The 21,714-nt window shown below is 72.1% G+C and carries 21 protein-coding genes and 1 other RNA gene; 15 read left to right on the top strand and 7 right to left on the bottom strand.

Annotated features, from left to right (window positions below; translation table 11 throughout):
- Window positions 1-1,302: a sensor histidine kinase gene (locus tag AC3A3L_RS13935; protein ID WP_487640638.1), complete on the top strand. Its 1,302-nt coding sequence runs from the start codon at window positions 1-3 to the stop codon at window positions 1,300-1,302.
- 35 nt (window positions 1,303-1,337) lie between these two features.
- On the opposite strand, the gene AC3A3L_RS13930 is transcribed toward AC3A3L_RS13935, so the two are convergent.
- From AC3A3L_RS13930 to AC3A3L_RS13920, 3 genes are all read right to left on the bottom strand, one after another.
- On the bottom strand, window positions 1,338-1,715 hold the full coding sequence (locus AC3A3L_RS13930) for a hypothetical protein (protein ID WP_487640637.1): 378 nt from the start codon (window positions 1,713-1,715) through the stop codon (window positions 1,338-1,340).
- Between the two features lie 37 nt (window positions 1,716-1,752).
- Window positions 1,753-2,139 carry a hypothetical protein gene (locus AC3A3L_RS13925; RefSeq protein ID WP_487640636.1) on the bottom strand — a complete coding sequence of 129 codons (387 nt, stop codon included), beginning with the start codon at window positions 2,137-2,139 and terminating at the stop codon, window positions 1,753-1,755.
- A 230-nt stretch (window positions 2,140-2,369) separates the two neighbouring features.
- Window positions 2,370-4,412 (bottom strand): NAD(+) synthase, encoded by a 2,043-nt coding sequence (locus AC3A3L_RS13920; RefSeq protein WP_487640635.1) that lies wholly within the window; start codon window positions 4,410-4,412, stop codon window positions 2,370-2,372.
- Between the two features lie 174 nt (window positions 4,413-4,586).
- Here AC3A3L_RS13920 and AC3A3L_RS13915 point away from each other — a divergent pair, with 174 nt between their 5' ends.
- From AC3A3L_RS13915 to AC3A3L_RS13895, 5 genes are all read left to right on the top strand, one after another.
- Complete coding sequence (locus AC3A3L_RS13915) at window positions 4,587-6,125, top strand: VWA domain-containing protein (protein WP_487640634.1); 1,539 nt, start codon at window positions 4,587-4,589, stop codon at window positions 6,123-6,125.
- A 74-nt stretch (window positions 6,126-6,199) separates the two neighbouring features.
- Entirely contained in the window at window positions 6,200-7,096 is an 897-nt protein-coding gene (locus AC3A3L_RS13910) for a GNAT family N-acetyltransferase (RefSeq protein ID WP_487640633.1), read from the top strand.
- A 50-nt stretch (window positions 7,097-7,146) separates the two neighbouring features.
- Complete coding sequence (locus AC3A3L_RS13905) at window positions 7,147-8,313, top strand: PQQ-dependent sugar dehydrogenase (RefSeq protein ID WP_487640632.1); 1,167 nt, start codon at window positions 7,147-7,149, stop codon at window positions 8,311-8,313.
- A gap of 99 nt (window positions 8,314-8,412) precedes the next feature.
- Window positions 8,413-9,267 carry a 3-methyl-2-oxobutanoate hydroxymethyltransferase gene (gene panB, locus AC3A3L_RS13900; protein WP_487640631.1) on the top strand — a complete coding sequence of 285 codons (855 nt, stop codon included), beginning with the start codon at window positions 8,413-8,415 and terminating at the stop codon, window positions 9,265-9,267.
- Window positions 9,268-9,350: 83 nt separating this feature from the next.
- Window positions 9,351-9,926: a hypothetical protein gene (locus AC3A3L_RS13895; RefSeq protein ID WP_487640630.1), complete on the top strand. Its 576-nt coding sequence runs from the start codon at window positions 9,351-9,353 to the stop codon at window positions 9,924-9,926.
- Here AC3A3L_RS13895 and AC3A3L_RS13890 read toward each other — a convergent pair whose 3' ends face one another.
- Window positions 9,927-10,151, bottom strand: a complete 225-nt coding sequence (locus tag AC3A3L_RS13890) for a hypothetical protein (protein ID WP_487640629.1) — start codon at window positions 10,149-10,151, stop codon at window positions 9,927-9,929.
- A 23-nt stretch (window positions 10,152-10,174) separates the two neighbouring features.
- Between AC3A3L_RS13890 and map the strand changes: the two genes are divergently transcribed.
- From map to AC3A3L_RS13870, 4 genes are all read left to right on the top strand, one after another.
- Window positions 10,175-11,023 (top strand): type I methionyl aminopeptidase, encoded by an 849-nt coding sequence (gene map, locus AC3A3L_RS13885; RefSeq protein WP_487640628.1) that lies wholly within the window; start codon window positions 10,175-10,177, stop codon window positions 11,021-11,023.
- A gap of 13 nt (window positions 11,024-11,036) precedes the next feature.
- Window positions 11,037-11,421: RNase P RNA component class A (gene rnpB, locus AC3A3L_RS13880), an RNA gene on the top strand.
- 72 nt (window positions 11,422-11,493) lie between these two features.
- Complete coding sequence (locus AC3A3L_RS13875) at window positions 11,494-12,309, top strand: nuclease-related domain-containing protein (RefSeq protein WP_487640627.1); 816 nt, start codon at window positions 11,494-11,496, stop codon at window positions 12,307-12,309.
- A 171-nt stretch (window positions 12,310-12,480) separates the two neighbouring features.
- Complete coding sequence (locus AC3A3L_RS13870) at window positions 12,481-13,389, top strand: cupredoxin domain-containing protein (protein WP_487640626.1); 909 nt, start codon at window positions 12,481-12,483, stop codon at window positions 13,387-13,389.
- Window positions 13,390-13,434: 45 nt separating this feature from the next.
- On the opposite strand, the gene AC3A3L_RS13865 is transcribed toward AC3A3L_RS13870, so the two are convergent.
- Window positions 13,435-13,983 (bottom strand): hypothetical protein, encoded by a 549-nt coding sequence (locus AC3A3L_RS13865; RefSeq protein WP_487640625.1) that lies wholly within the window; start codon window positions 13,981-13,983, stop codon window positions 13,435-13,437.
- 233 nt (window positions 13,984-14,216) lie between these two features.
- On the opposite strand from AC3A3L_RS13865, the gene AC3A3L_RS13860 reads away from it, so the two are divergent.
- Window positions 14,217-15,965 (top strand): SulP family inorganic anion transporter, encoded by a 1,749-nt coding sequence (locus AC3A3L_RS13860; RefSeq protein WP_487640624.1) that lies wholly within the window; start codon window positions 14,217-14,219, stop codon window positions 15,963-15,965.
- Between the two features lie 32 nt (window positions 15,966-15,997).
- Here AC3A3L_RS13860 and AC3A3L_RS13855 read toward each other — a convergent pair whose 3' ends face one another.
- Together AC3A3L_RS13855 and AC3A3L_RS13850 are read right to left on the bottom strand one after the other, a co-directional pair.
- Window positions 15,998-17,458, bottom strand: coding sequence for an MFS transporter (locus tag AC3A3L_RS13855; RefSeq protein ID WP_487641193.1), 1,461 nt, complete (start codon window positions 17,456-17,458; stop codon window positions 15,998-16,000).
- A 195-nt stretch (window positions 17,459-17,653) separates the two neighbouring features.
- Entirely contained in the window at window positions 17,654-18,451 is a 798-nt protein-coding gene (locus AC3A3L_RS13850; protein ID WP_487640623.1) for a hypothetical protein, read from the bottom strand.
- 38 nt (window positions 18,452-18,489) lie between these two features.
- Between AC3A3L_RS13850 and AC3A3L_RS13845 the strand changes: the two genes are divergently transcribed.
- From AC3A3L_RS13845 to AC3A3L_RS13830, 4 genes are all read left to right on the top strand, one after another.
- Window positions 18,490-20,133: an ABC-F family ATP-binding cassette domain-containing protein gene (locus AC3A3L_RS13845; RefSeq protein WP_487640622.1), complete on the top strand. Its 1,644-nt coding sequence runs from the start codon at window positions 18,490-18,492 to the stop codon at window positions 20,131-20,133.
- A 24-nt stretch (window positions 20,134-20,157) separates the two neighbouring features.
- Complete coding sequence (locus tag AC3A3L_RS13840; protein ID WP_487640621.1) at window positions 20,158-20,751, top strand: VOC family protein; 594 nt, start codon at window positions 20,158-20,160, stop codon at window positions 20,749-20,751.
- A 75-nt stretch (window positions 20,752-20,826) separates the two neighbouring features.
- The gene (locus tag AC3A3L_RS13835) at window positions 20,827-21,444 is read left to right on the top strand and encodes a hypothetical protein (protein ID WP_487640620.1); all 618 of its coding nucleotides are present in this window, start codon (window positions 20,827-20,829) and stop codon (window positions 21,442-21,444) included.
- Between the two features lie 81 nt (window positions 21,445-21,525).
- On the top strand, window positions 21,526-21,699 hold the full coding sequence (locus AC3A3L_RS13830; RefSeq protein ID WP_487640619.1) for a hypothetical protein: 174 nt from the start codon (window positions 21,526-21,528) through the stop codon (window positions 21,697-21,699).
- The last annotated feature ends 15 nt before the right edge of the window (window positions 21,700-21,714 follow it).

Raw genomic sequence — 21,714 nt, 5'->3', positions numbered from 1 at the left:
GTGCGCCGCAGCCTCCTGGTGACCGCGGCCGCGGCCATCTCGATGGTCCTGCTGGCGATGCTCGTGCCGATGGCGATCCTGGTGCGCAGCTATGCGCTGGAGGACCGGCTGGCGCGAGCGGCCCTGGAGGTGCAGGCCGTCGAGACGGTGGTCGCGCGCTACGACGACAAGGGCTCGGTCGGTCAGTACGTCGAGCGGCTGAACGGCGAGGACAGCCACACGCAGGTCACGGTGCTCTACCCCGACGGCATCGGGGTCGGCCCGGACCCGGACGAGGACTGGCGCGTCCTCGACGCCCGCAACACCGGGCGCGCCCGCGTCGACGACGTGGACGGTGGCTCGCAGATCCTCGTGCCCGTCTCCCGCGGCGGCAACTCGGCCCTCCCGTCGCAGACGCCGGTCATCCGGATGCTCGTCGAGGAGCCGGGGCTCGACTCGGTGGTGGGCGCGGCCTGGGCGATCCTCGCGCTGCTCGCCCTGGCGCTGCTCGCCGGTTCGCTGGTGGTCGTCGACCGCCTTGGCCGGTCGTTCGTGCTGCCGATCCGCCGGCTCGCCGAGCACACGCAGACGCTCGGGCGCCCGGGCGCGGTCACGCCGGCGGCGGCGGTCGAGGGACCACCCGAGGTGCAGGAGCTCGCCGGCGCCGTCGACCGCCTCACCGGGCGCATCCAGCTGCTGCTCGCCCGCGAGCGCGAGAGCGTCGCCGACCTGTCCCACCGCCTGCGGACGCCCGTCACCGCGCTGCGGCTGCGCGTCGAGACCGTCGACGACCCCGTCCTGCGCGAGCGCCTGGGCGGCGACCTCGACGCGCTGCAGGCCACCGTCGACGAGATCGTCCGCGAGGCCCGCCGCTCCGAGCGCGAGGGACTCGACCCACGCACCGACGCGGTCGCGGTCATCGCCGAGCGCGTCCGCCACTGGGAGGCGCTGGCCGAGGACCAGGGCCGCGCCTACGAGCTCCACCTCGCGCCGTCGGGGCCGCTGCTGCGGGCCAGCCGGGCCGACCTGGAGGCGATGGTCGACGTCCTGCTCGACAACGTCTTCTCCCACACGCCCGACGACGCCGCCGTCCGCATCACGCTCCACGCCGGCGACGACCTGGTCGAGCTCGTCGTGGAGGACGCCGGTCCCGGGCTGCCCGTCGGCCTCGACGCGACGGGCCGCGGCGAGAGCGGGTCGGGGTCGACCGGGCTCGGCCTCTCCATCGCCGCCCGCACCGCCGAGGACTCCGGCGGCGCGATCACCACGGGCGCCTCGGACATGGGAGGAGCCCGGGTCGCCGTCACCTTGCGGACGGACTGACCCGGGCTCCTCACTGCTGGGAGGCCCCAGCGGGCTCAGCGCACGGTCACCTTCAGCGAGCAGGACGACCCGCCGGCCGGCGTCACCGTGAGCCTGAAGGTGTCCTTGCCCCGGGTGTTCGTGCGGAAGGTGTCGAGGTCGAGCTCGCCCTCGTCGTCGGCCTTGAGCGTGCGCGACACCGCGACCTTGCCGTTGTGGCGGACGGCGACGCGCCACTCGCTGAACGCGCGGGCGTTCTCGATGTCGGCGTCGACGTCGTACCCGCCGCGCTCGCGGTCGACGTTGAGCTCGAACGTCGCACCGGCGCAGGTGCCGCGCCGCTCGACGTCGGCGCTCGCGGGGCCGGCGACGAGGACCGTGCTGCCGGCCGCGGCGGTGGCGACGAGGGTGGTGGCGATGAGCGTCTTCTTCATGGGTGTCTCCTCTGGGTGGGTCGGGGTCGGTGGTCGATCAGGAGCCGAGCGTGGCGGTGCAGGGCTCGCCGTTGGCCGGGGTGAAGGTGACGGAGTACGTCGCGTCGCCGGGGTTGCCGTCGCTGTAGGCGTCGACGTCGATCTCGCCGTCCTCGTCGGTGGTGCGGGTGCCGGTGAGCAGGGAGGTGTCGTCGCGGGTCAGCTCGACCTGCCACTCCTCGCCGGGCCCGGCCGACTGCAGCTCGGCGCTCACCTCGGTGCCGCCGTCCTCCGCCTCGGCGCCGAGCTCCCAGGTCGCGCCGCCGCACGTGCCGCGCTCGCTGGTCTGCTCCTCGACGGCGTTGCCGACGGCCCACCAGGACCCGAGCCCGACCAGGACCGCGGCGGCCGCGGCGCCTCCGATGACAGCCTTCTTCTTCTGCACGCTTCCTCCTCCGTCGTCCGACGCCCGGTGCGGCGTCGTACGAGGAGGTTCGCCCGGGCGCGGCTAACCGCGCTCCAGCCGATCGCTAAGGGCAGGCAAAGGCCCCGGGGGGCGCTCGCTCGTGTCGGTTTCCCCGCTCGAGCGGGGAAACTGACTCCTGGAGGCCTTTGCAAACCCCACCAAGTGTCAGAACACCCCTACAAGTAGGGGTGGCCCGGCACAGGTACCGCTCAGGAGGCCGGCACGTCCCGGTCGATCTCCGCCAGCCAGGCGGTGCCCTTGGCGTCGCTGGGCATCCGCCAGTCGCCACGGGGGCTCATCGTGCCGCTGGGGCTGACCTTGGGACCGTTGGGCAGCGCGGAGCGCTTGAACTGGTTGGCGAAGAACCGCTTGACGAAGACCACCAGCCAGGTCCGGACCTCCTCGAGCGAGTACGCCACTCGCGCGTCCTCGGGGAAGCCGGGCGGCCACTCGCCGGACTCGAGGTCCTTCCACGCGTGCCAGGCCAGGAACGCGATCTTGCGCGGCCGGAACCCGTGGCGCACCACGAGCGCGAGGGTGAAGTCCTGCAGGTTGTAGGGGCCCACCGTGTCCTGCGTGGCCTGCGGCTTCTTCCCCTCCTCGACGGGGATCAGCTCGGGGGTGATCTCGAGCTCGAGGATCTCCCCGAGCAGCTGGCCCACCGCCTCGTCGAACTCACCGTGGCTGATCACCCAGCGGATCAGGTGCTGCACGAGCGTCTTCGGGACGCCGGCGTTGACCGTGTAGTGCGACATCTGGTCGCCCACGCCGTAGGTGCACCACCCGAGTGCGAGCTCGGAGAGGTCTCCGGTGCCGACGACGATGCCGCCGCGCTGGTTGGCGAGCCGGAAGAGGTAGTCGTAGCGCAGCCCCGCCTGCACGTTCTCGAAGGTGACGTCGTAGACCTTCTCGCCGCGGCCGTAGGGGTGGCCGAGGTCCTTCAGCATCTGCTCGGCCGCCGGTCGGATGTCGAGCTCCTCGAAGGTCACGCCGAGCGCCTGCGAGAGCCGAGTGGCGTACGACTTGGTCGTCTCCCCCGTCGCGAAGCCGGGCATCGTGAAGGCCAGGACGTCGCTGCGCGGGCGGCCGAGCCGGTCCATCGCCTTGCAGGCGACGATCAGCGCGTGCGTCGAGTCCAGGCCGCCGCTCACGCCGATCACGGCCTTGGGCGACCCGATGGCGTTGAGCCGCTGCTCGAGGCCGGAGACCTGGATGTTGTAGGCCTCGTAGCAGTCGAGGGCCAGCCGTTCGGGGTCGTCGGGCACGAACGGGTAGCGGTCCACCTTGCGCAGCAACCCGATGTCACCGGCCGGCGGCTCGAGCTCCCACTCGACGGTGCGGAAGCGGTTGGTGCGCTCGTGGTGGGTGCGGCGGTTGTCGTCGAAGGTCACCTGCCGCATCCGCTCCTGCCGGACCAGGTCGAGGTCGACGTCGACGACCGTGCGCCGCGCACCGTCGGGGAAGCGCTCGCTCTCCCCCAGCAGCGAGCCGCACTCGTAGACCATCGTCTGGCCGTCCCAGCTGAGGTCGGTGGTCGACTCACCCTGCCCGGCGGCGGCATAGACGTACGCCGCTGCGCACCGCGCGCTCGCGCTGCGCACCAGCAGCCGCCGGTCCTCCGCGCGGGCGATCGTGATCGGCGAGCCGCTCAGGTTGGCGAGCACCGTCGCGCCCGCCAGCGCGGCCTCGGCGCTCGGCGGCACCGGCACCCACATGTCCTCGCAGACCTCGACGTGCAGGTCGAGACCGGGGACGTCGAGGCAGCGGAAGATCAGGTCGGGGCCGAAACGCACGTCCTGGCCGGCGACGTTGATCCACTCGAGCTCCCGGTCGTCGCCCGGCGCGAACCACCGACGCTCGTAGAACTCGCGGTAGTTGGGCAGGTACGACTTCGGCGCCACGCCGAGGATCGCGCCCCGGTGGACGACCACGGCCGCGTTGAAGACCCGGTTGCCGTGCACCACCGGCGCGCCGATGACCAGCATCGTCATCAGGTCGGCGCTGGCCGCGACGATCTCGGCGATCGCCTCCTCGACCGTGGCGAGCAGCGTGTCCTGCAGGAACAGGTCGTCCACCGAGTAGCCGGTCAGGCACAGCTCGGGGAACACCGCGACCGCGACGGACTCGTCGTGGCAGGCCTCCGCCTGCTCGATGACGGCCGCGGCGTTGGCGACGGGATCCGCGAGGTGCACCGGCAGCGTGACGGCCGCGATGCGCGCGAAGCCCTGGGCGTAGGCCGAGTAGAAGTCCACGCCGCCACTCTAGAGAAGATCTTGATGCTCGCTGGGTAGCAGGGGCGCCGTCCGCCGGACCACAATGCCGAGGGCTTCGGGGGCCGGTCCTGTGCCCCGCCGAGGGAGGGCAGAGCGATCGCCGGCAGTCATGCGCGCAGGCCCCGCCGCGCCCGTCGGACGGCAGCCCTCGTCGTGCTGCTCCTGGCGGGGGCCGTGCTGGCGTGGCGCCAGCTCGACCTGCCCGACAGGCTCTCGCCCCCGCTGGCCGGCGATCCCGAGGAGTCGTGCACCCGGACCACCCTGCAGGTGAGCGTGGCCCCCCAGCTCGCCGACGTCCTCGAGAGGTCCCTCGACCAGATCGGCGACGACTCGTGCACGCGGTTCGTCACCCAGTCGAGGGGCGAGCGTGCCGTCGCCGACGCCGTGTTCTACGGCGGCGCAGTGCCCGACCTGTGGATCCCCGACGGCGACTGGAGCCTGGACAAGCTGCCCGTGGAGGTCGTCTCGAGGTCCCTCGCCAGCACCCCCGTCGTCCTCGTCGGCGGGGCCGGCGCCCGCCGGCCGGACTCGTGGAGCGACGCCCTCGACAGTGGCTCTGTCGCGATGCCCGACCCGCTCAACGACAGCGTCGGCACGCTCGCCATGCTCGCACCCCGGCAGGAGGCGGAGCTGGGCGGCGACGACGTGCAGGCCGCCCGCTCCTTCCTCGTCCCGACGGCGCAGACCTACGGCGAGGTCGCCTCCGACGGCGGCGAGATGGACTTGTCGACGCAGACCCTGACGGCCACCTCGACCCGGCTCGTGGCCACCACGGAGCAGGACCTCCTCGCCGCCGGTCCCGCCGCCGGTGCCGGCCGCGTCGTGGTGCCACGGTCCGGTGCGGCACTCATCCGGTTCCCGCTGGCGGTCCGCGACGACGCTTCGCCGGCCGCCCGCGAGCTGGCCGAGCAGGTGGCCGAGTGGTTCGGCTCCGACGAAGGAGTGGGCGCCGTCGTCGACGCCGGTCTGCGGCCAGGTGACGGCAGCGACCCGGTGGACGTCGGCCTCGGGCGGCTGCGCTACCTCCCCTCCCCGATCGGCGCCGACGTCGATGACTACCGCTTCACCTGGCAGGTGATGAGCGTGCCCTCGAGCGTGCTCGCCGTTCTCGACGTGTCGGGCTCGATGGACTTCACCGCCGGGTCGGGGTGCCGCATCGACGTGGCCACGAGCGCTGCCGAGGTGGCCCTCGACCTCTTCCCCGGCCACGCGCGTGTGGGGCTGTGGGCGTTCTCGATCGACCAGGGCGGCCCGGGCCAGGACTGGCGGGTCATCGAGCCCGTACGCCGCCTCGACGCGGTCGCCGGCACGTCCCAACGCGACCGGCTGCGCGCCCGGACCGACGACATGGGGACGCTCACCACCGGCGGGACCGGGCTCTACGACACCGCGCTCGCCGCCTACCGGCAGGCACTGCGGATCTACGACCCGGCCTACGCCAACTCGGTCATCCTCCTGACGGACGGTGCCAACGACGACCCCGGCTCCATCTCCGGCAACGACCTGCTGCGACGGCTGCGGGCGCTGCGCGACCCGCAGCGGCCGGTGCGGATCATCGGCATCGCCATCAGCGACGACGCCGACCTCCCCGCCCTGCGCCGGATCGCCGAGGCGACCGGCGGGCGGGCGCACCGCGCCGACGCACCCGACGACATCCTGCGTGTCTTCGCCCAGGAGATCGCCAACCGGTGAGCCGCCCCCCTGGGCCCGGATCGGCGACCAAAACTCACTGGACTACCCGGAGCCGAGCGGGTCAGGCTCCCGCCATGGCCCTCGACATCAGCCCCTGCGTCACCGACGACGACCTCGAGGCGTGGCGCCGGGTGCGGGTCGCGGTGATCCCCTACGAGCGCACCCAGTCGGTCGCCGAGCTCAGGGCCGACGCGACACCCGAGCGCCTGCTCGTCGTCGCACGCGAGGACGGCGTGGTCGTGGGCTCCGGGATGGCCACCCGCTCGGAGATCGGCAAGGCCGGCACCGTGATCCCGCGCGTGCTGCCCGAGCACCGCCGACGCGGCCACGGCACCGCCCTGCTCGAGCGCCTCGTCGACCACGTGGCGGGCCTCGGCCACCCGACGGTGCGCGCGGGCGCCGACGACGACGGCTCGATGGCCTTCGCCCGCCGGTTCGGCTTCGAGGAGGTCAACCGCGAGGTCGAGCAGACCTACCGCATCACGGGTGCGGTCGAGGTCACGCCGACACCCGACGGCATCGAGGTCGTCACCGCGCAGGCGCGACCCGGGCTGTGGGAGGCGGCGTACGAGCGCTTCGGGCTGGAGGCGCTCGCCGACTTCGCCGTCGACTCCCCACTCGAGGTCACCCCTGAGGGGTGGACGCGCTCGTGGCTGGGCGACCCGATGTTCCTCGCCCTCCACGACGGCGAGGTCGTCGGTTGTGCGGGCTTGGGCCTCGACCCCGACCAACCGACCCGCGCGGAGAACGGCCTGACCGCCGTACGGCGTGACTGGCGCGGCCGCGGGCTCGCCGTGCACCTCAAGCTGGTCACCCTGGCCTGGGCCGCCGACCACGGCATCGAGGAGGTCTACACCTGGACGCAGGACGGCAACGCCGCGATGCGCGCCCTCAACACCCGGCTCGGCTACGACACGACGATGGTCGGCATCCAGCTGGCCCGGCCGCTCGCCGGCCTCCTCGGCCACTGACGCGCGGCGGACCGTTGCCCGATGGCGCCGCTCGCCGTAGCGTCGCCCGCGTGCGCCACAGCCTCCGCACCACCCGCCTGTCCCTGTCAGCCCTCCTCGCCACCGGCGCGCTCGCCGGCAGCCTGCTGACCGGGCCACCGCCGTCGGTCGCGGCCGCTGACATCGCAGGGCACCAGGAGGCGCGCGCCCCGCAGCTGCGGGTCCGCACGGTCGCCGGCAAGCTCCAGCACCCGTGGGACGTCCAGCAGGCGACCGGCGGCCGGCTCGTCGTCTCCGAGCGCGACCGCGCCCGCCTCAGCGTCGTGCGCAAGGGCAAGCGCCGTACCCTCGCCGACCTCTCGAAGCTGGTGTGGGTCTCCGGCGAGACCGGCCTGATGTCCCTCGCGGTGGACGCCGGCGCGCGGACGCTCTGGGCGTGCCACGGCAGCGCGAAGGGCGGCAACCACGTGCAGGTCAGTCGCTGGCGCGTCGACCGGAGGTGGACGAAGCTCAGCCGTCACCGCACGATCCTGACCGGCCTCCCCTCGACGTCGGGGCGCCACGGCGGGTGCCGGCTGCTCCTCGACCGCGACAGCGACGCCCTCTTCGTCGGCACGGGTGACGCCGCTGTCGGGACCAACCCGCGCAACCTCGACTCCCTCGGCGGCAAGACGCTGCGCGTCCACCGCGACACCGGCGCACCGATGCCGGGCAACCCGTACGCCGACGCGAGCAGCGCGCGGCGCTTCGTGTGGACCTACGGCCACCGCAACGTGCAGGGCCTCGCCCAGCGTGCCGACGGGTCGGTCTGGTCGGTCGAGCACGGCAGCCACCGCGACGACGAGGTCAACCTCCTCGTCCCCGGTGGCGACTACGGCTGGAACCCGGTCCCGGGCTACGACGAGTCGGTCCCGATGACCGACCAGTCGCTGCCGGGCGTGCAGCAGGAGGCGGCCTGGTCCTCCGGCGAGCCGACGATCGCCACCTCGGGTGCGGCATGGGTGCGCGGCTCGCAGTGGGGCGCGCTCGAGGGCACGCTGGCCGTCGCCGCGCTGAAGGGCTCCGAGGTGCTGTTCCTGCGCTTCGACCCGGCCGGCAGGCTCACCTCCGTCACCCGCCCGGCCCGGCTCCAGCGGCTCGGCCGGCTGCGGTCGATCACCTCGGCCCGCGACGGAGACCTGCTCGTCACCACGGACAACGGCGCGCGCGACCGCGTCGTACGGGTGTCACCGCGCTGAGCGTGACCGTCGCCACAGCGCCGTACCCGTGGGTCGGCACTAGCCTGACGAGTGGTCCGTGGACTCCATCAGGGAGCCGCGAGATGACGAGGAGTGAGCATGTCTGAAGAGACCGCCCCCTACGGTTCCGGCCCGGCTGGCGCACAGCCGGCCGCCCCCGTGAAGCGGGTCCGCACCCATCACCTGCGGGAGATGAAGGAACGCGGCGAGAAGATCACGATGCTGACGGCGTACGACATGTACACCGCCGCCACCTTCGACGAGGCGGGCATCGACCTGCTGCTGGTCGGCGACTCGGCGAGCAACAACGTCTTCGGCAACGAGACCTCCCTCCCGGTCACGGTCGACGAGCTCCTCCCCCTCACCCGCGCGGTCGCGCGGTCCGCCAAGCGGGCGCTCGTCGTCGGCGACCTGCCGTTCGGCAGCTACCAGGCCTCGCCCGAGCAGGGCTACCTCACCGCGGCCCGCTTCATGAAGGAGGCCGGCGCGCACGCCGTGAAGCTCGAGGGCGGCGCCGAGATGGTCCCCGTCATCGAGAAGTGCACCCGGGGCGGCATCCCCGTCATGGCCCACATCGGCTTCACCCCGCAGTCCGAGCACACCCTCGGCGGCTACCGCGTCCAGGGCCGCGGCGACGCGAGCGACCGCGTCGTCGCCGACGCGCGCGCCGTTCAGGAGGCGGGTGCGTTCGCCGTCGTGATGGAGATGGTCCCCGGCGACGTCGCCGAGCAGATCAGCAAGGAGCTCACCATCCCGACGATCGGCATCGGCGCCGGCGCGGGGTGCGACGGGCAGGTCCTCGTGTGGCAGGACGCCTTCGGCCTCCGCACCGGCCGGATGGCGCGCTTCGTCAAGCAGTACGCCGACGTGCACGGCGTGCTGCTCGAGGCGGCCAGGGCGTACGCCGATGACGTCCGCGGCGGCACCTTCCCCGGCGCCGAGCACACCTTCTGACCGCCGGTCCGGGCGGGAGGCCGGTGACAACCTCCCGTCCGGCGCGGGAAGATCGAGGCATCCGACGACGCGAGGAGCCTTCCGTGAGCGAGACCCCGGCCGAGAAGACGGCAGCCACCACGTCCACCGCGAGGAAGAGCCCCGCGAAGAAGTCGACAGCCAAGAAGACGACCGCCACCGGGGCTACCGCGAACAAGACCGGAACCGCCCGGAAGACCGCGGCCAAGAAGACGGCCACGAAGGCCGCTGCGAAGAAGTCGACCGCCAAGAAGGCGACGGCGAAGAAGTCGACCGCCAAGAAGGCACCGACCAGGAAGGCGACCGGCGCCACGACGACGAGCGCGGCACCGACCAGGACGACCACGACCGACAAGCCGGTGGCCGCTGCGGCCCGCCGCTCGCACGCCCAGCGCGCCGCCGAGGTCGGGGGCCAGGCGGTCGCGACGGCGGCGACGGTCCAGAAGGTCGCGCGGGACACCGCGGAGCGGGTGGCGGCGGAGACGGCGGCTCGCGTGAGCAAGCAGTACGAGGTGGCGATCGCCGAGCTCACCAAGACCCTCGACAAGAACACGAAGCGCGCGCTGAAGAGCGTGCGTGCCGCCGCCGACGTCGCTCAGGCGGCCAACCCCGTCAAGGGCAAGAAGAACAAGAAGAAGTGATCAGCTGTCCGGCGTGCCGTCGGTGACGCCGTCACCCGAGCCCGGGCCGTCGTCGTTCCACTTGGGGTCGTTGTCCCACTCCTCGTTGCGCTCCTCGACCTTCTCGAGCGCGCGCGAGGCCTCCTCGGCCGAGGCGTAGGGACCGAGGCGGTCGGCGTTCCGGCAGCCGTCCCTGCCCTCGACGGTGTGGTGCGTCAGGCAGAACCAGTATTCGTTCTCGCTCATTCTTCGAAACTACACTCGCGCCCGTGCCTGTCGTATCCCCCGCAGAGGTATCTGCGCGTCGTGCCGTGCCCGCCCACATCGCCCGGCCGGAGTACGTCGACCGGCCGGCGCCGCAGCGGTTCACCGGCGAGGAGGTCAAGGACGCCGAGACCATCGAGCGCATGCGGGTCGCCGGCCGCCTGGCCGCCCAGGCCCGCGACCTCGTCGGCTCCCACGTCGTACCCGGCGTCACCACCGACGAGCTCGACCGCGTCGGCCACGAGTTCCTGCTCGACCACGGCGCCTACCCCTCGACGCTCGGCTACCGCGGCTTCCCGAAGTCGCTGTGCTCGAGCGTCAACGAGGTGATCTGCCACGGCATCCCCGACGCGCGCGTCGTCGAGGACGGCGACATCGTCAACATCGACATCACCGCCTTCATCGGCGGCGTGCATGGCGACACCAACGCCACCTTCCTCGCCGGGGACGTCGACGAGGAGTCGCGGCTGCTCGTCGAGCGCACCAAGGAGGCGCTCGACCGGGCGATCAAGGCCGTCAAGCCGGGCCGCCGGGTCAACATCATCGGGCGCGTGATCGAGGCGTACGCCAAGCGCTTCGGCTACGGAGTCGTCCGCGACTTCACCGGCCACGGCATCGGCACGTCGTTCCACTCCGGCCTGATCATCCCCCACTACGACGACGAGCGCTTCGACGACGAGATCCGGGTCGGGATGACCTTCACCATCGAGCCGATGCTCAACCTCGGCACGCCCGACTACGACATGTGGGACGACGGCTGGACCGTCGTCACCAAGGACCGTCGCCGCTCCGCGCAGTTCGAGCACACCCTGCTCGTCACCGAGGATGGCGCCGAGGTGCTGACGCACCCCTAGACTCCTCGGTGAGTGGGTCGGCCGGGCGGCCGCGGCTCGCCCTCCTGGTTCGTCCGGGTTGGCGGGTCGAGGAAGGTCCGGGCTCCACAGGGCAGGGTGGTGGCCAACAGCCACCCGGGGCAACCCGCGGGATCAGTGCCACAGAGAACAGACCGCCGGCTCGCGCTTCGGTGCGGACCGGTAAGGGTGAAACGGTGGTGCAAGAGACCACCAGTGCGCCGGGCGACCGGCGCAGCTAGGCAAACCCCACCCGGAGCAAGATCAGACAGGATGCGTCCGAGGGCGGCCCGCCCGAGCATCCGGGTAGATCGCACCAGGCGGCCGGCAACGGTCGTCGCAGATGGATGGTCGCCCCCGCTGTTGCGGGACAGAACCCGGCCTACAGGCCGACCCACTCCCAGAACCACCTGCGAACGCGCACTGGCCAGCCATAGGGTCTCGGCGTGTCCCAAGGTGCCGACGAGAAACGCATGAAGCTCCGGTACGCCGGCGTCTGCCGGCTCTGCGAAGCCGAGCTCGCAGCCCGGGTCGAGGCCATCTACGAGCGGTCCACGAAGACCGTGCGCTGCCTCGACTGCTCACCCACTTCTTCGATGGTTGAGGTGCGAGCGCAGCGAGCCTCGACACCACGTGCCGAACCCATCGACCCCGGCACCCCAGGAGCTTCTGCACGCCGTGAGTACGAGCGCCGCAAGGCCAGACGCGAGGCCCGCATCCGGGAGAGGTACCCGCGACTCGGTGGCCTGATCCTGGCTGTGAGCGACGAGCCGCAGTCGACGACCGCCTGGGACACCGGCGCCGTCGGCGAGGAGCACGTCGGACAGAAGCTCAACGAGCTCGCCTCCGACACCGTCCGGATCCTCCACGACCGACGCATCCCCGGTACCCGGGCCAACATCGACCACATCGCCATCACCCCGACGGGCGTCTACGTCATCGACCCCAAGCGCTACCGGGGCCGGCCGACGCTCCGGGTCGAGGGTGGCATCTTCCGCCCCCGCACCGAGAAGCTGCTCGTCGGCACCCGCGACTGCACCAAGCTCGTCGACGGCGTGCTCAAGCAGGTCGACCTGGTGCGGGCCACCGTCGGGGACGACGTCCCCGTTGCCGGCATCCTGTGCTTCGTCGGGGCCGACTGGCCACTCATCGGCGGGGACTTCAGCACCCGGGGAGTGGACGTCCTCTGGCCCAGGAAGCTCCTCCCCCGCCTGGCTGCCCCGGGTCCCGTCGGGTCGCGGGTCCCGGACCTCCATCGAACGCTCGCCGACGCCTTCCCCACCGCCTGACCCGCGCGGGAAGTGGTCTATGCCTCCCACGGCTCGTGGTTGTCGCACGTCCATGCCGCGAGGAGAGTGAGGAGGTTCCCCAACTGCGAAGGAGTGAGCATGCTTGTGATGTCCGCTCGTCCGAGGAGATCCTCGGTGTTCCTTGCGGTGTTCGCCTTGTTGCTTGCCCTCATGCCTGCACTGCTGGCCAGCAACGCCCACGCCGCGTCCACTACCAAGGCCAAGACCTGGAAGGTCATGGTCGGCGCAGAGTCGAGCTCCGGTGCTGTCCAGACGATGGCGTACGGGCCCAAGAAGATCTGGATCAACGCCGGTGACACGGTGCGCTGGGTCGCCAACTCGATGGAGCCGCACACCGTCTCGTTCATCGACGACCAGCACCCCGCGGTCGAGTTCAGCCCGACGACCACCTACATGACGACCCAGACGTCGAAGGGCTCGATCTCCGAGCCGGGGCAGTTCCGGAACTCCGGGATCATGGCCCCCGCGCCCGACGCCCTCTTCCCGGACGCGGTCAAGTCGTACGAGCTGAAGTTCAAGAAGCCGGGCAAGTACAAGTACCTGTGCTACGTCCACGGCGAGGCCATGAAGGCGGTCGTCGTGGTCCGCAAGGCCGGCAAGCCGTACCCGCACACGCAGTCCGAGTACAACGCGATGGCCACCGAGGCAGCGAACGCGGACATCGAGCACGGGCTCGACCTGTGGGCCGATGCACTGGGCGCCGCCGACTCCCACCACGTGTTCATGGGCGCCGCCGACATGCGCGTGCAGGTCAACCGGTTCATCCCCGGCAACGTCGTGGTGAAGGTCGGCGAGAGCGTGACCTTCGACATGGCGAGGAACGCGTTCCCGGTCCCGCACACGGTCACGTTCGGGCCGCCCCCGGCCAACCCGTTCGCGCCGACCGGCGACCCGACGAACTTCCAGGGTGCCGCGCTCAGCTCCGGGGTGATCCTGCCTGCGGGGTTCGGGCCGCCGCCGAGCACGTTCACGGTGAAGTTCACGAAGGCGGGCACGTACTCGTACGTCTGCCTGCTCCATGCCGGGATGGGCATGGTCGGCCAGGTGGTGGTGCAGTAGCAGACTGCGCGGGGTGATCCGCGCGGCCGACGGCGGTCGCGCGGATCACCCGACGCGCACGGCTGCGGGACCCGCCGGTACGTCGTAGCGGTGGAGCACGACGCCGCCGTCGAGCTGCGTCAGGACGTGGTGCGCCAGCCGCGCCGTCGTGGGCGCCACCGACAGGTTCTGGCACGCGTACAGCCGGCTGGACCAGGCCTCCGGCCGCTGGTGGCGGATGCGCACCTCGAGCACCTCGGACGGCCGCCACCCCGGCAGCGGTTCGCCTGCGGATGCGGCGACGAGCTCGAGCGCGTCCCACTGCCCCATCAACAGCTTCATCTGCAGGTCGAGGGCGGCGCACAGCAGTGCCGGGTGCTCGTCCACGACCAGCATGCGGTGGTGCAGTCGGTAGCGGTACGCCTCGCGCTCGGTGCGGCACACACCGGCCCGGGCGGCAGCGACGTCGAGGTCGCGCTCGCAGGCGTCCGGGTCCTTCAGCCGACCGGCACACAGGCGTGCGGCACTCGCCCAGTCACCGGCGACGACATCCGCCAGTGCGTCCAACGCGGGCGCGAGGAGCCGCGCCCCCGGATGCATGATCGCGACGGACATGTCCCCCTCCTCACCAGCTCCTGCGCGGGCCGCTCCAGCCTCGTGCGCCGCTGACCGCGCCGGGCCGACCAGGCGTGCTTTTCCCGCGAACCGGTGACGACCGGGCGGGGGTCTCCTGCGACGACCGACGGAAGTCACCCGGTTCAGGCGGTGCGACCCACCTCCGGTTCTGGTGTCCTCGGGGTGACGAACCGGCCCGTCCCGGACGGGGACGCCGACCGAGAGGAGCGGCAGTGGCTGCGGAAGCGACCTCTCGTCTCGCCGCCCTGTCACGCACGGTGCCGGGGCTGGCGATGCTGCGGTCGTACCGGCCGGCACTCTTCGGCAAGGACCTGGTGGCGGGTCTCGTGCTCACCACGCTGCTGGTCCCGCAGGGGATGGCGTACGCCGAGCTGGCGGGCCTGCCGGCCATCACCGGCCTCTACACGACCATCCTCGCGCTGCTCGGCTACGCGCTGTTCGGTCCGTCACGGGTGCTCGTCCTCGGCCCGGACTCCTCGCTCGGCCCGATGATCGCTGCCGTCGTCCTCCCGCTGGTGGCAGCAGAGGGAGACGCGGAGGCCGCCGTCGCCTACGCCTCCGTTCTCGCCCTCATGGTGGGCGCGATCACCGTCCTCGCCGGCGTCTTCAAGCTCGGCTTCATCGCCGACCTCCTGTCCAGGCCGACGCAGATCGGGTACATGAACGGCCTCGCGCTCACGATCCTCGTCAGCCAGCTGCCCAAGCTGTTCGGGTTCTCTGTCGATGCGGACGGCCTGATCGGTGAGGCGATCGCGTTCGCCGAGGCGGTCGCCGACGGGGCCACGGTCGGAGCCTCGCTGGCGGTCGGGGCGGCGTGCCTGGCCCTCATCGTCGGGCTCCAGCGCCTGTGGCCGGTCTTCCCGGCCGTGCTCGCCGCCGTCGTCCTGGCGATCGTCGCCGTCACCGCGTTCGACCTCGCTGACCGGGGGGTCGACCTGGTCGGAGAGCTCCCCTCGGGCTTCCCGCCACTGACCCTCCCCACGCTGCCCATCGGCGACCTCGGCCTCCTGTTCGCCGGCGCGCTCGGCATCTCGCTCGTCTCCCTCACCGACACCATCTCGACCGCGTCCGTGTTCGCCGACAAGACCGGGGAGGAGCTCGACGGGGACCGCGAGATGATCGGGGTGGGCGCGGCCAGCATCGCCGCAGGCTTCTTCCAGGGCTTCCCCGTCAGCACCAGCGGATCGCGGACCGCGGTCGCGTTCCAGAGCGGCGCCCGGACGCAGGTCACCGGCCTGGTGGGTGCGGCAGCGATCGTCACCGTGCTCGTCGCCGTGCCCGGCCTGCTGCGCAACCTCCCCCAGCCGGCGCTCGCTGCCGTCGTCATCGCCGCATCGCTGTCCCTCGCCGACATCGCCGGGCTGCGTCGGCTCCGGCGCCAGCGCCGCTCCGACTTCGTCCTCGCCCTGGTCGCCTTCCTGAGCGTCGCCCTCCTGGGGGTGCTGTACGGCATCGCCGCGGCCGTCGGTCTCTCGATCCTCAACGTCTTCCGCCGGGTCTGGTGGCCCCACCAGGCGATCCTCGGCCGCTCGGGCGGCGTGCGCGGCTACCACGACACCGCCTACCGCGAGACCACCGAGCACCTGCCCGGTCTCGCGATCTACCGGTTCGACGCACCCCTGCTCTTCGCGAACGCGCGCACGTTCCGCAACCAGGTGCGCCGTCTCGCCGCCATCGAGCCCCGGCCCGTGTGGATCATCGTCGCGGCCGAGCCGATCACCGACGTCGACACCACCGCGGCCGACATGCTCGCCGACCTCGATACCGACCTCATCGAGGCCGGGACGCGGCTGGTCTTCGCCGAGCTGAAGGACGCCGTGCAGGCCAAGGTCAGGAGCTACGAGGTCGCGACCCTCAGCGACGACCGCTTCTACCCGACCATCCGGACCGCGGTCGAGGCCTACGCAGCCGCGCACACGGTCACGTGGGTGCCCGGGTCCAGCCCCTACCGGCTGGACTGACGACATGTCGCGTACGTGCTGACGTACCCGCGTCAGGTGGCGGGATCGGGCACGCCGGCCGCGTCGGAGGGGATGTCCTCCTTCTGGGCGTTGATGAGGACCGCCGACACGAGCAGGGCCACCGCGAAGAGGGCCGCGCCCCAGTAGAACGCCACCTGGTAGCCGTGGATGAACGCCAGCGGCAGGAGCTGCTGGCCCTCCTCTGGGCTCGCCGGTGGGTGGTCGGTGAAGTACGCGGTCACGGCTCCGGCGAAGATCGTGTTCAGGAGAGCGGTGCCCAGCGACCCGCCGATCTGCTGCGAGGTGTTGAGCACGGCGGAGGCGACGCCGGCGTCGTGGCTGCCGACCCCGACCAGCGACGTGCTCGCAGCGGGGATGAACACCCCGGCCAGTCCGACCGACATGATCACCATCGCGGGGAAGACCAGCGCCCAGTACGACGAGTCCTGGTCGATCCGGGTCAGCAGGAGCATCCCGACGACGGCCATCGTGAGCCCGGGGACCATCAGCGCCCGCGGGCCGAGTCGAGGGAGCAGCTGCGCCACACCCCCCGCGGCCAGGATGATGCCGAGGCTGAACGGCAGGAACGCGAAGCCGGCCTCGAGCGGGGTGTAGCCGAGGTTGACCTGGAAGTAGTAGGTCAGGAACAGGAACATGGCGAAGAGCCCGGCCCCCACCAGCAGGAACACCAGGAACGACCCGCCACGATTGCGGTCCAGGACGACGCGCAGCGGCAGCAGCGGGTTGCGGGCCCGTTGCTCCCACAGCACGAACGCGACCAGCAGCACTACCGCCACGACCAGGAAGGTCAGCGTGAGCGGGTCGGTCCAGCCCTGCACCTCCGTCGACGTGGGGTCGTCGGGATTCTCCGCACGCGCGGCCTCGGTGAAGCCGTAGACGAGGCAGAACAGGCCGCCGGTCGCCAGCAGCAGGCCCGGGACGTCGTACCTGGTGTCACCGGGAGCCTTGCTCTCGCGGACCAGAGGCACGGCCGCGGCAGCGACGACCAGGGCCACGGGCACGTTGACCCCGAGGCACCAGCGCCACGAGGCGTACTCCGTGAGCACACCACCGACGATCAGTCCGATCGCAGCCCCGCCGCCGGCGAGGGCTCCGAACACCCCGAACGCCTTGGCCCGCTCCCTCGGCTCGGTGAACGTCACCGTCACGATGGACAAGGACGCGGGCGCCATCAACGCGGCGAAGGCACCCTGGAGGGCGCGGGCGGCGAACAGCAGCTCCTGGTTGGGTGCGAACCCACCGAGCGCGGACGCACCGGCGAACCCGAGGAGGCCGATGACGAAGGTGCGCTTGCGGCCGGTGTAGTCGGCGATCCGGCCACCCAGCAGGAGCAGGGCACCGAAGGCGAGGGTGTAGGCCGTGACCATCCACTGCCGGTCCGCGTTGCTGATGTCGAGCTCGGCCTGCGCCGACGGCAGGGCGATGTTCACGATCGAGGCGTCCAGGATGATCATGAGCTGGGCGGCCGCCAGGACGGCCAGCGCCTACCAGCGACCCGGGTCGGGTCCGTCGGGGTCCGTCGAGTGCTGGGAGCGGGCGGGAGGTTCGCTCACGACGACTCCTCATCTCACGAGCGGTCGCAGTGGCCGGGGGCAGTACCGACCATCGCCATGAAAGGCCCGACCGGGAGCCGCGGTCAACCCTGGTATGGACGAGCTCGCGGTGGCTCAGAAGCCCATGTCGAAGCCGCCACCGTCGAAGCCGCCGTCGAAGCCACCACCGTCGCCTCCCCCGTCGAAGCCGCCGCCGTCTCCCCCGTCACCGCCGTCACCGCCGTCGCCGCCGTCGCCCCCGTCGTAGCCGCCGCCGAGGTCGCCGAACATCATGCCGCCCATGAACATCCAGGTCATCGGGCCGAAGGCACTGAAGTAACCCATCGCGTAGGGCTCGTAGGCGCGACCGCCCTGCCAGTACGGCACTCGCTGCGGTCCCACCATCACCTTGCGCACGTCGGGCTCGGCGCCGGCGCGGACGCGCTCGACGTCGAGGGCGCAGGCAGGCACGTCCCGGTCGACACCGTCCGGCGGGACGAAGGGGACGTCGGCCACCGAGGGGCCGTGACGGGGATCGAAGAAGCAGGGCGGACGCCGGGTCGGCAACGGCTCGCCGGCGACGCGGGCGCGCACGCAGGCGACGGCGTAGCGGCCGTCCTCGACGATGGCCGTCACGTGCCGGATGTCGTCGGGACCGGTGATCGAGTCACCGGCCGTCTTGGCGGACTCGTAGGCGTCGAGCGCTCGTTGGTAGTCGGCCGTGGCGCCGGCGTCGAGCTCGTGGCCGGTCATCTCCAGGTCGAGCTGCTGCAGGTCCTCACCGAAGGCCGTGATGTCCTCGAAGGCCAGCTTCCGCACCGGGGCGAGCTCGTCCTCCCGCCGGGTCAGCTCACGTGCCCTGGTGCGGCGCGACGCACCGACCGCGACGGCGCCGAGCACGGCGAGGACGACCAGGATCAGGATCAGGTCCATGTCGAGAGCCTACGTCCGGCGTAGCTAGGCTCCGTCGCGTGAACGCCACCCTCGTCGCGAAGGACCTCTCCGGCGGGCACGGCCACCGCGTGCTCTTCGAAGGGCTCGACCTCACGGTCGCCCCGGGTGACGTGATCGGCGTGGTCGGCGCCAACGGCGCCGGGAAGTCGACGCTCCTGTCCCTCCTGAGCGGGCTGGTGCCGCCGATGTCGGGATCCGTCGACTGCGCGCCGCGGGACGCCTTCGTCGGCTGGCTGCCGCAGGAGCACGAGCGGGTGCCCGGGGAGACGGTCGCGCACTACCTCGCCCGGCGCACGGGTGCAGCCGAGGCGACCACGGCGATGGAGGCTGCCGCCGCGGCGCTCGGCACGGGAGAGCCGGGAGCGGACGACGCCTACGCGGTCGCGTACGACCGGTGGCTCGCGAGCGGGGCGACCGACCTCGAGGACCGGATCGCTCCGGTGCTGGCCGACCTGGGCATCGCGGTAGGCCCCGACGCCCTGATGACCGCGCTGTCGGGCGGCCAGGCCGCGCGGGTCGCGCTCGCCGCGCTGCTGCTCAGCCGCTTCGACGTCGTCCTGCTCGACGAGCCCACCAACGACCTCGACCTCGACGGGCTGGCGCGCCTGGAGGCGTTCGTGCGCGGCCTGCGCGGTGGTGTCGTGCTGGTGTCGCACGACCGGGAGTTCCTCGCGCGCTGCGTCACCCGGATCGTCGAGCTGGACCTGGCCCAGGGCCAGGTCACCGTCTACGACGGCGGCTACGACGCCTTCCTCGAGGAGCGCGCCGTGGCCCGGCGCCACGCCCGCGAGGCCTACGAGCAGTACGCCGAGACCCGCGCCGACCTCGTGAAGCGGGCGCGCACCCAGCGGGAGTGGAGCTCGCAAGGGGTGCGCAACGCGATGCGGAAGAACCCCGACAACGACAAGATCCGGCGCCGGGCTGCCACCGAGTCGTCGGAGAAGCAGGCGCAGAAGGTCCGGCAGATGGAGTCGCGCATCGCGCGCCTCGAGGAGGTCGAGGAGCCGCGCAAGGAGTGGGTCCTGCAGTTCGACATCGCTGCAGCACCGCGCTCGAGCGCGGTCGTGGCGACCCTCAACGCAGCGACCCGGACGCTCGGCGACTTCACCCTCGGTCCCGTCTCCGTGCAGGTCGACGCCGGCGACCGGATCGGCATCACCGGCCCCAACGGGGCGGGCAAGACCACGCTCCTGCGCCTGTTGCTGGGTCGCACCGATCCCGACTCCGGCACCGCCTCGCTGGGCGCCTCGGTCGCCGTCGGCGTGATCGACCAGGCCCGCACCGGTCTGGCCGACGACCTGCCGCTCGGCGCCGCCTTCGAGGCCGTCGTGCCCGAGCTGACGCAGGCTGAGGTGCGCACGCTGCTGGCGAAGTTCGGCCTCAAGGCCGACCAGGTCACCAGCACGGTCGGTCGTCTCTCCCCCGGCGAACGGACCCGCGCGGCGATGGCGCTGCTCCAGGCGCGCGGGGTGAACCTGCTCGTCCTCGACGAGCCCACCAACCACCTCGACCTGCCGGCCATCGAGCAGCTCGAGCAGGCGCTGGAGTCGTACGACGGCGCGCTGCTGCTGGTCTCGCACGACCGCCGCCTGCTGGAGAACGTCCGGCTGCACCAGCGGTGGGAGGTCGACGGCGGCCGCGTCGTCGTACGCCACTCCTGACGCACCGCTGTGGGACGCTGGGGCATGCCGCCCACGGTCATCCCGATGCTGCCCTGCGCCGACATCGACGAGGTCGCGGACTTCCTCACCGCGCTCGGCTTCACCGTCACCTACCGGCAGACCAGGCCCAACCCGTTCGTCGCGCTGGAAGGTCACGGGTTTCCGATCCAGTACTACGGGCTCGACGGCCACGTGCCCGAGCACTCGCACAGCACCTGCGGCGTGCTGGTCGACGACACCGGGGCGATGTTCGAGACCTTCGCGGCCGGCCTCCGGGCGCGGTACGGGAAGCTCCCGGTGTCGGGCTTCCCCCGGATCACGCGCCCGCGGCCCCGCAAGAACGTCGGAGGCGTGTCGGGGTTCAGCCTGGTCGACCCCGCGGGCAACTGGATCCGGTTCTTCCGGGACGGCCCCGCGGACCCGGCGGCGGAGCCGTCGCCGCTGCGCGAGGCCCTGCTCAACGCCATCGTGCTGGCCGACAGCAAGGACGACCCGGAGCAGGCGGCGAAGATCCTGCGGGGGGCGGTGCGGCGCGCGGACCCCGCCGATCCTGCCACTGACGAGGCTCGGGACTTCCTCGCGGAGCTGGACGAGCGGACCACGCCGCCGCGGGCGTGACCGCGGTCGTCCGTCCTGTCCGACCGGCCGGCCGGGCGGCGCGTAGTGCGCGGCGCGGTGGGTACCGACAGGGGCATGCAACGTTGGTCAGCGTGGATGCACCGCGTGATCGGGCTGGGCGCACCCGGAGTCGGCGCCGTCGTCCTCCTCCAGGGGCCGACGCTGGTGGTGTCGCTCGTGATGCTGGCCCTGTTCGTCGTGACGTTCGCGCACTTCGCCCGCTCCGCCGACGCCGCTGCGGTGCCCCGCTCCCGCGCGACGTGCATGTCGATCGTCCGGACCTCGGCCTGTGCGGTGACCATCGTGTGCTGCGTCAGCCTGGCCGTGTCGCTGCACCCTGCCTTGGGGCTGCTGCTGCTCGCCGGGCTGGCCGCGACCTCTCCGCCCGTACGACAGCGGATCGCGCGCCTCGCCGTGCGGGCACCGGACGCACCGGCCCGCGGAGGTCCACCCGTGCCTCCCGAGCTCGTGGGCATCAGGCACTTCAGCGATGCCGAGCTGCAGCACGCCTGGTGCCACACGTCGCGCGTGCTCGTGGGTGCCACGGACCCGACCCGGCGCCTGGACCTCGTCATCACCCGACAGCACCTCCTCGACGAGGTGTGGAAGCGGGACCGGCCCGCACTCGAGCAGTGGGTGGCCGACGGTGCACGCGCCCACGACGGCACGTCCCGCTACTTCGACTCCCCGTGACCCCGGGCTGGGGGAAACCTCCGTCCGATCTGAGGTGAGCGTGGGAGGCGCGGGCGCCGGTCTCCCGGCCACAGTGAGCAGGTGAGCGAGCGACACTCCACCACCCGCGGCGCGGCGGCCGACGCCGCCGCCACGCTCGCCGTCCTGGTGCTCGGTTCGTCAGTGCTCGCGATCACGGCCCCGCTGGTCTCAGCGATCGCGGTCGCTCTGACCGCCCTTCTCTACCTCCCGGTGCGGTCGCACCGAGCCGCCTAGCCCACCTTGTACGTG

Source organism: Nocardioides sp. Soil_C_8, assembly GCF_057656315.1.
Note: the sequence above shows the minus strand (reverse complement) of the source record. Positions and strands in the feature narration are given on the sequence as shown.

Coding starts and splice junctions, on each gene's coding strand:
- AC3A3L_RS13835 (WP_487640620.1), top strand. CDS start 20,827: ATGCAACGTTGGTCAGCGTGGATGCACCGCGTGATCGGGCTGGGCGCA.
- AC3A3L_RS13875 (WP_487640627.1), top strand. CDS start 11,494: ATGAAGCTCCGGTACGCCGGCGTCTGCCGGCTCTGCGAAGCCGAGCTC.
- AC3A3L_RS13910 (WP_487640633.1), top strand. CDS start 6,200: ATGGCCCTCGACATCAGCCCCTGCGTCACCGACGACGACCTCGAGGCG.
- AC3A3L_RS13850 (WP_487640623.1), bottom strand. CDS start 18,451: ATGGACCTGATCCTGATCCTGGTCGTCCTCGCCGTGCTCGGCGCCGTC.
- AC3A3L_RS13890 (WP_487640629.1), bottom strand. CDS start 10,151: ATGAGCGAGAACGAATACTGGTTCTGCCTGACGCACCACACCGTCGAG.
- AC3A3L_RS13865 (WP_487640625.1), bottom strand. CDS start 13,983: ATGTCCGTCGCGATCATGCATCCGGGGGCGCGGCTCCTCGCGCCCGCG.
- panB (WP_487640631.1), top strand. CDS start 8,413: ATGTCTGAAGAGACCGCCCCCTACGGTTCCGGCCCGGCTGGCGCACAG.
- AC3A3L_RS13930 (WP_487640637.1), bottom strand. CDS start 1,715: ATGAAGAAGACGCTCATCGCCACCACCCTCGTCGCCACCGCCGCGGCC.
- AC3A3L_RS13840 (WP_487640621.1), top strand. CDS start 20,158: ATGCCGCCCACGGTCATCCCGATGCTGCCCTGCGCCGACATCGACGAG.
- AC3A3L_RS13870 (WP_487640626.1), top strand. CDS start 12,481: ATGCCTGCACTGCTGGCCAGCAACGCCCACGCCGCGTCCACTACCAAG.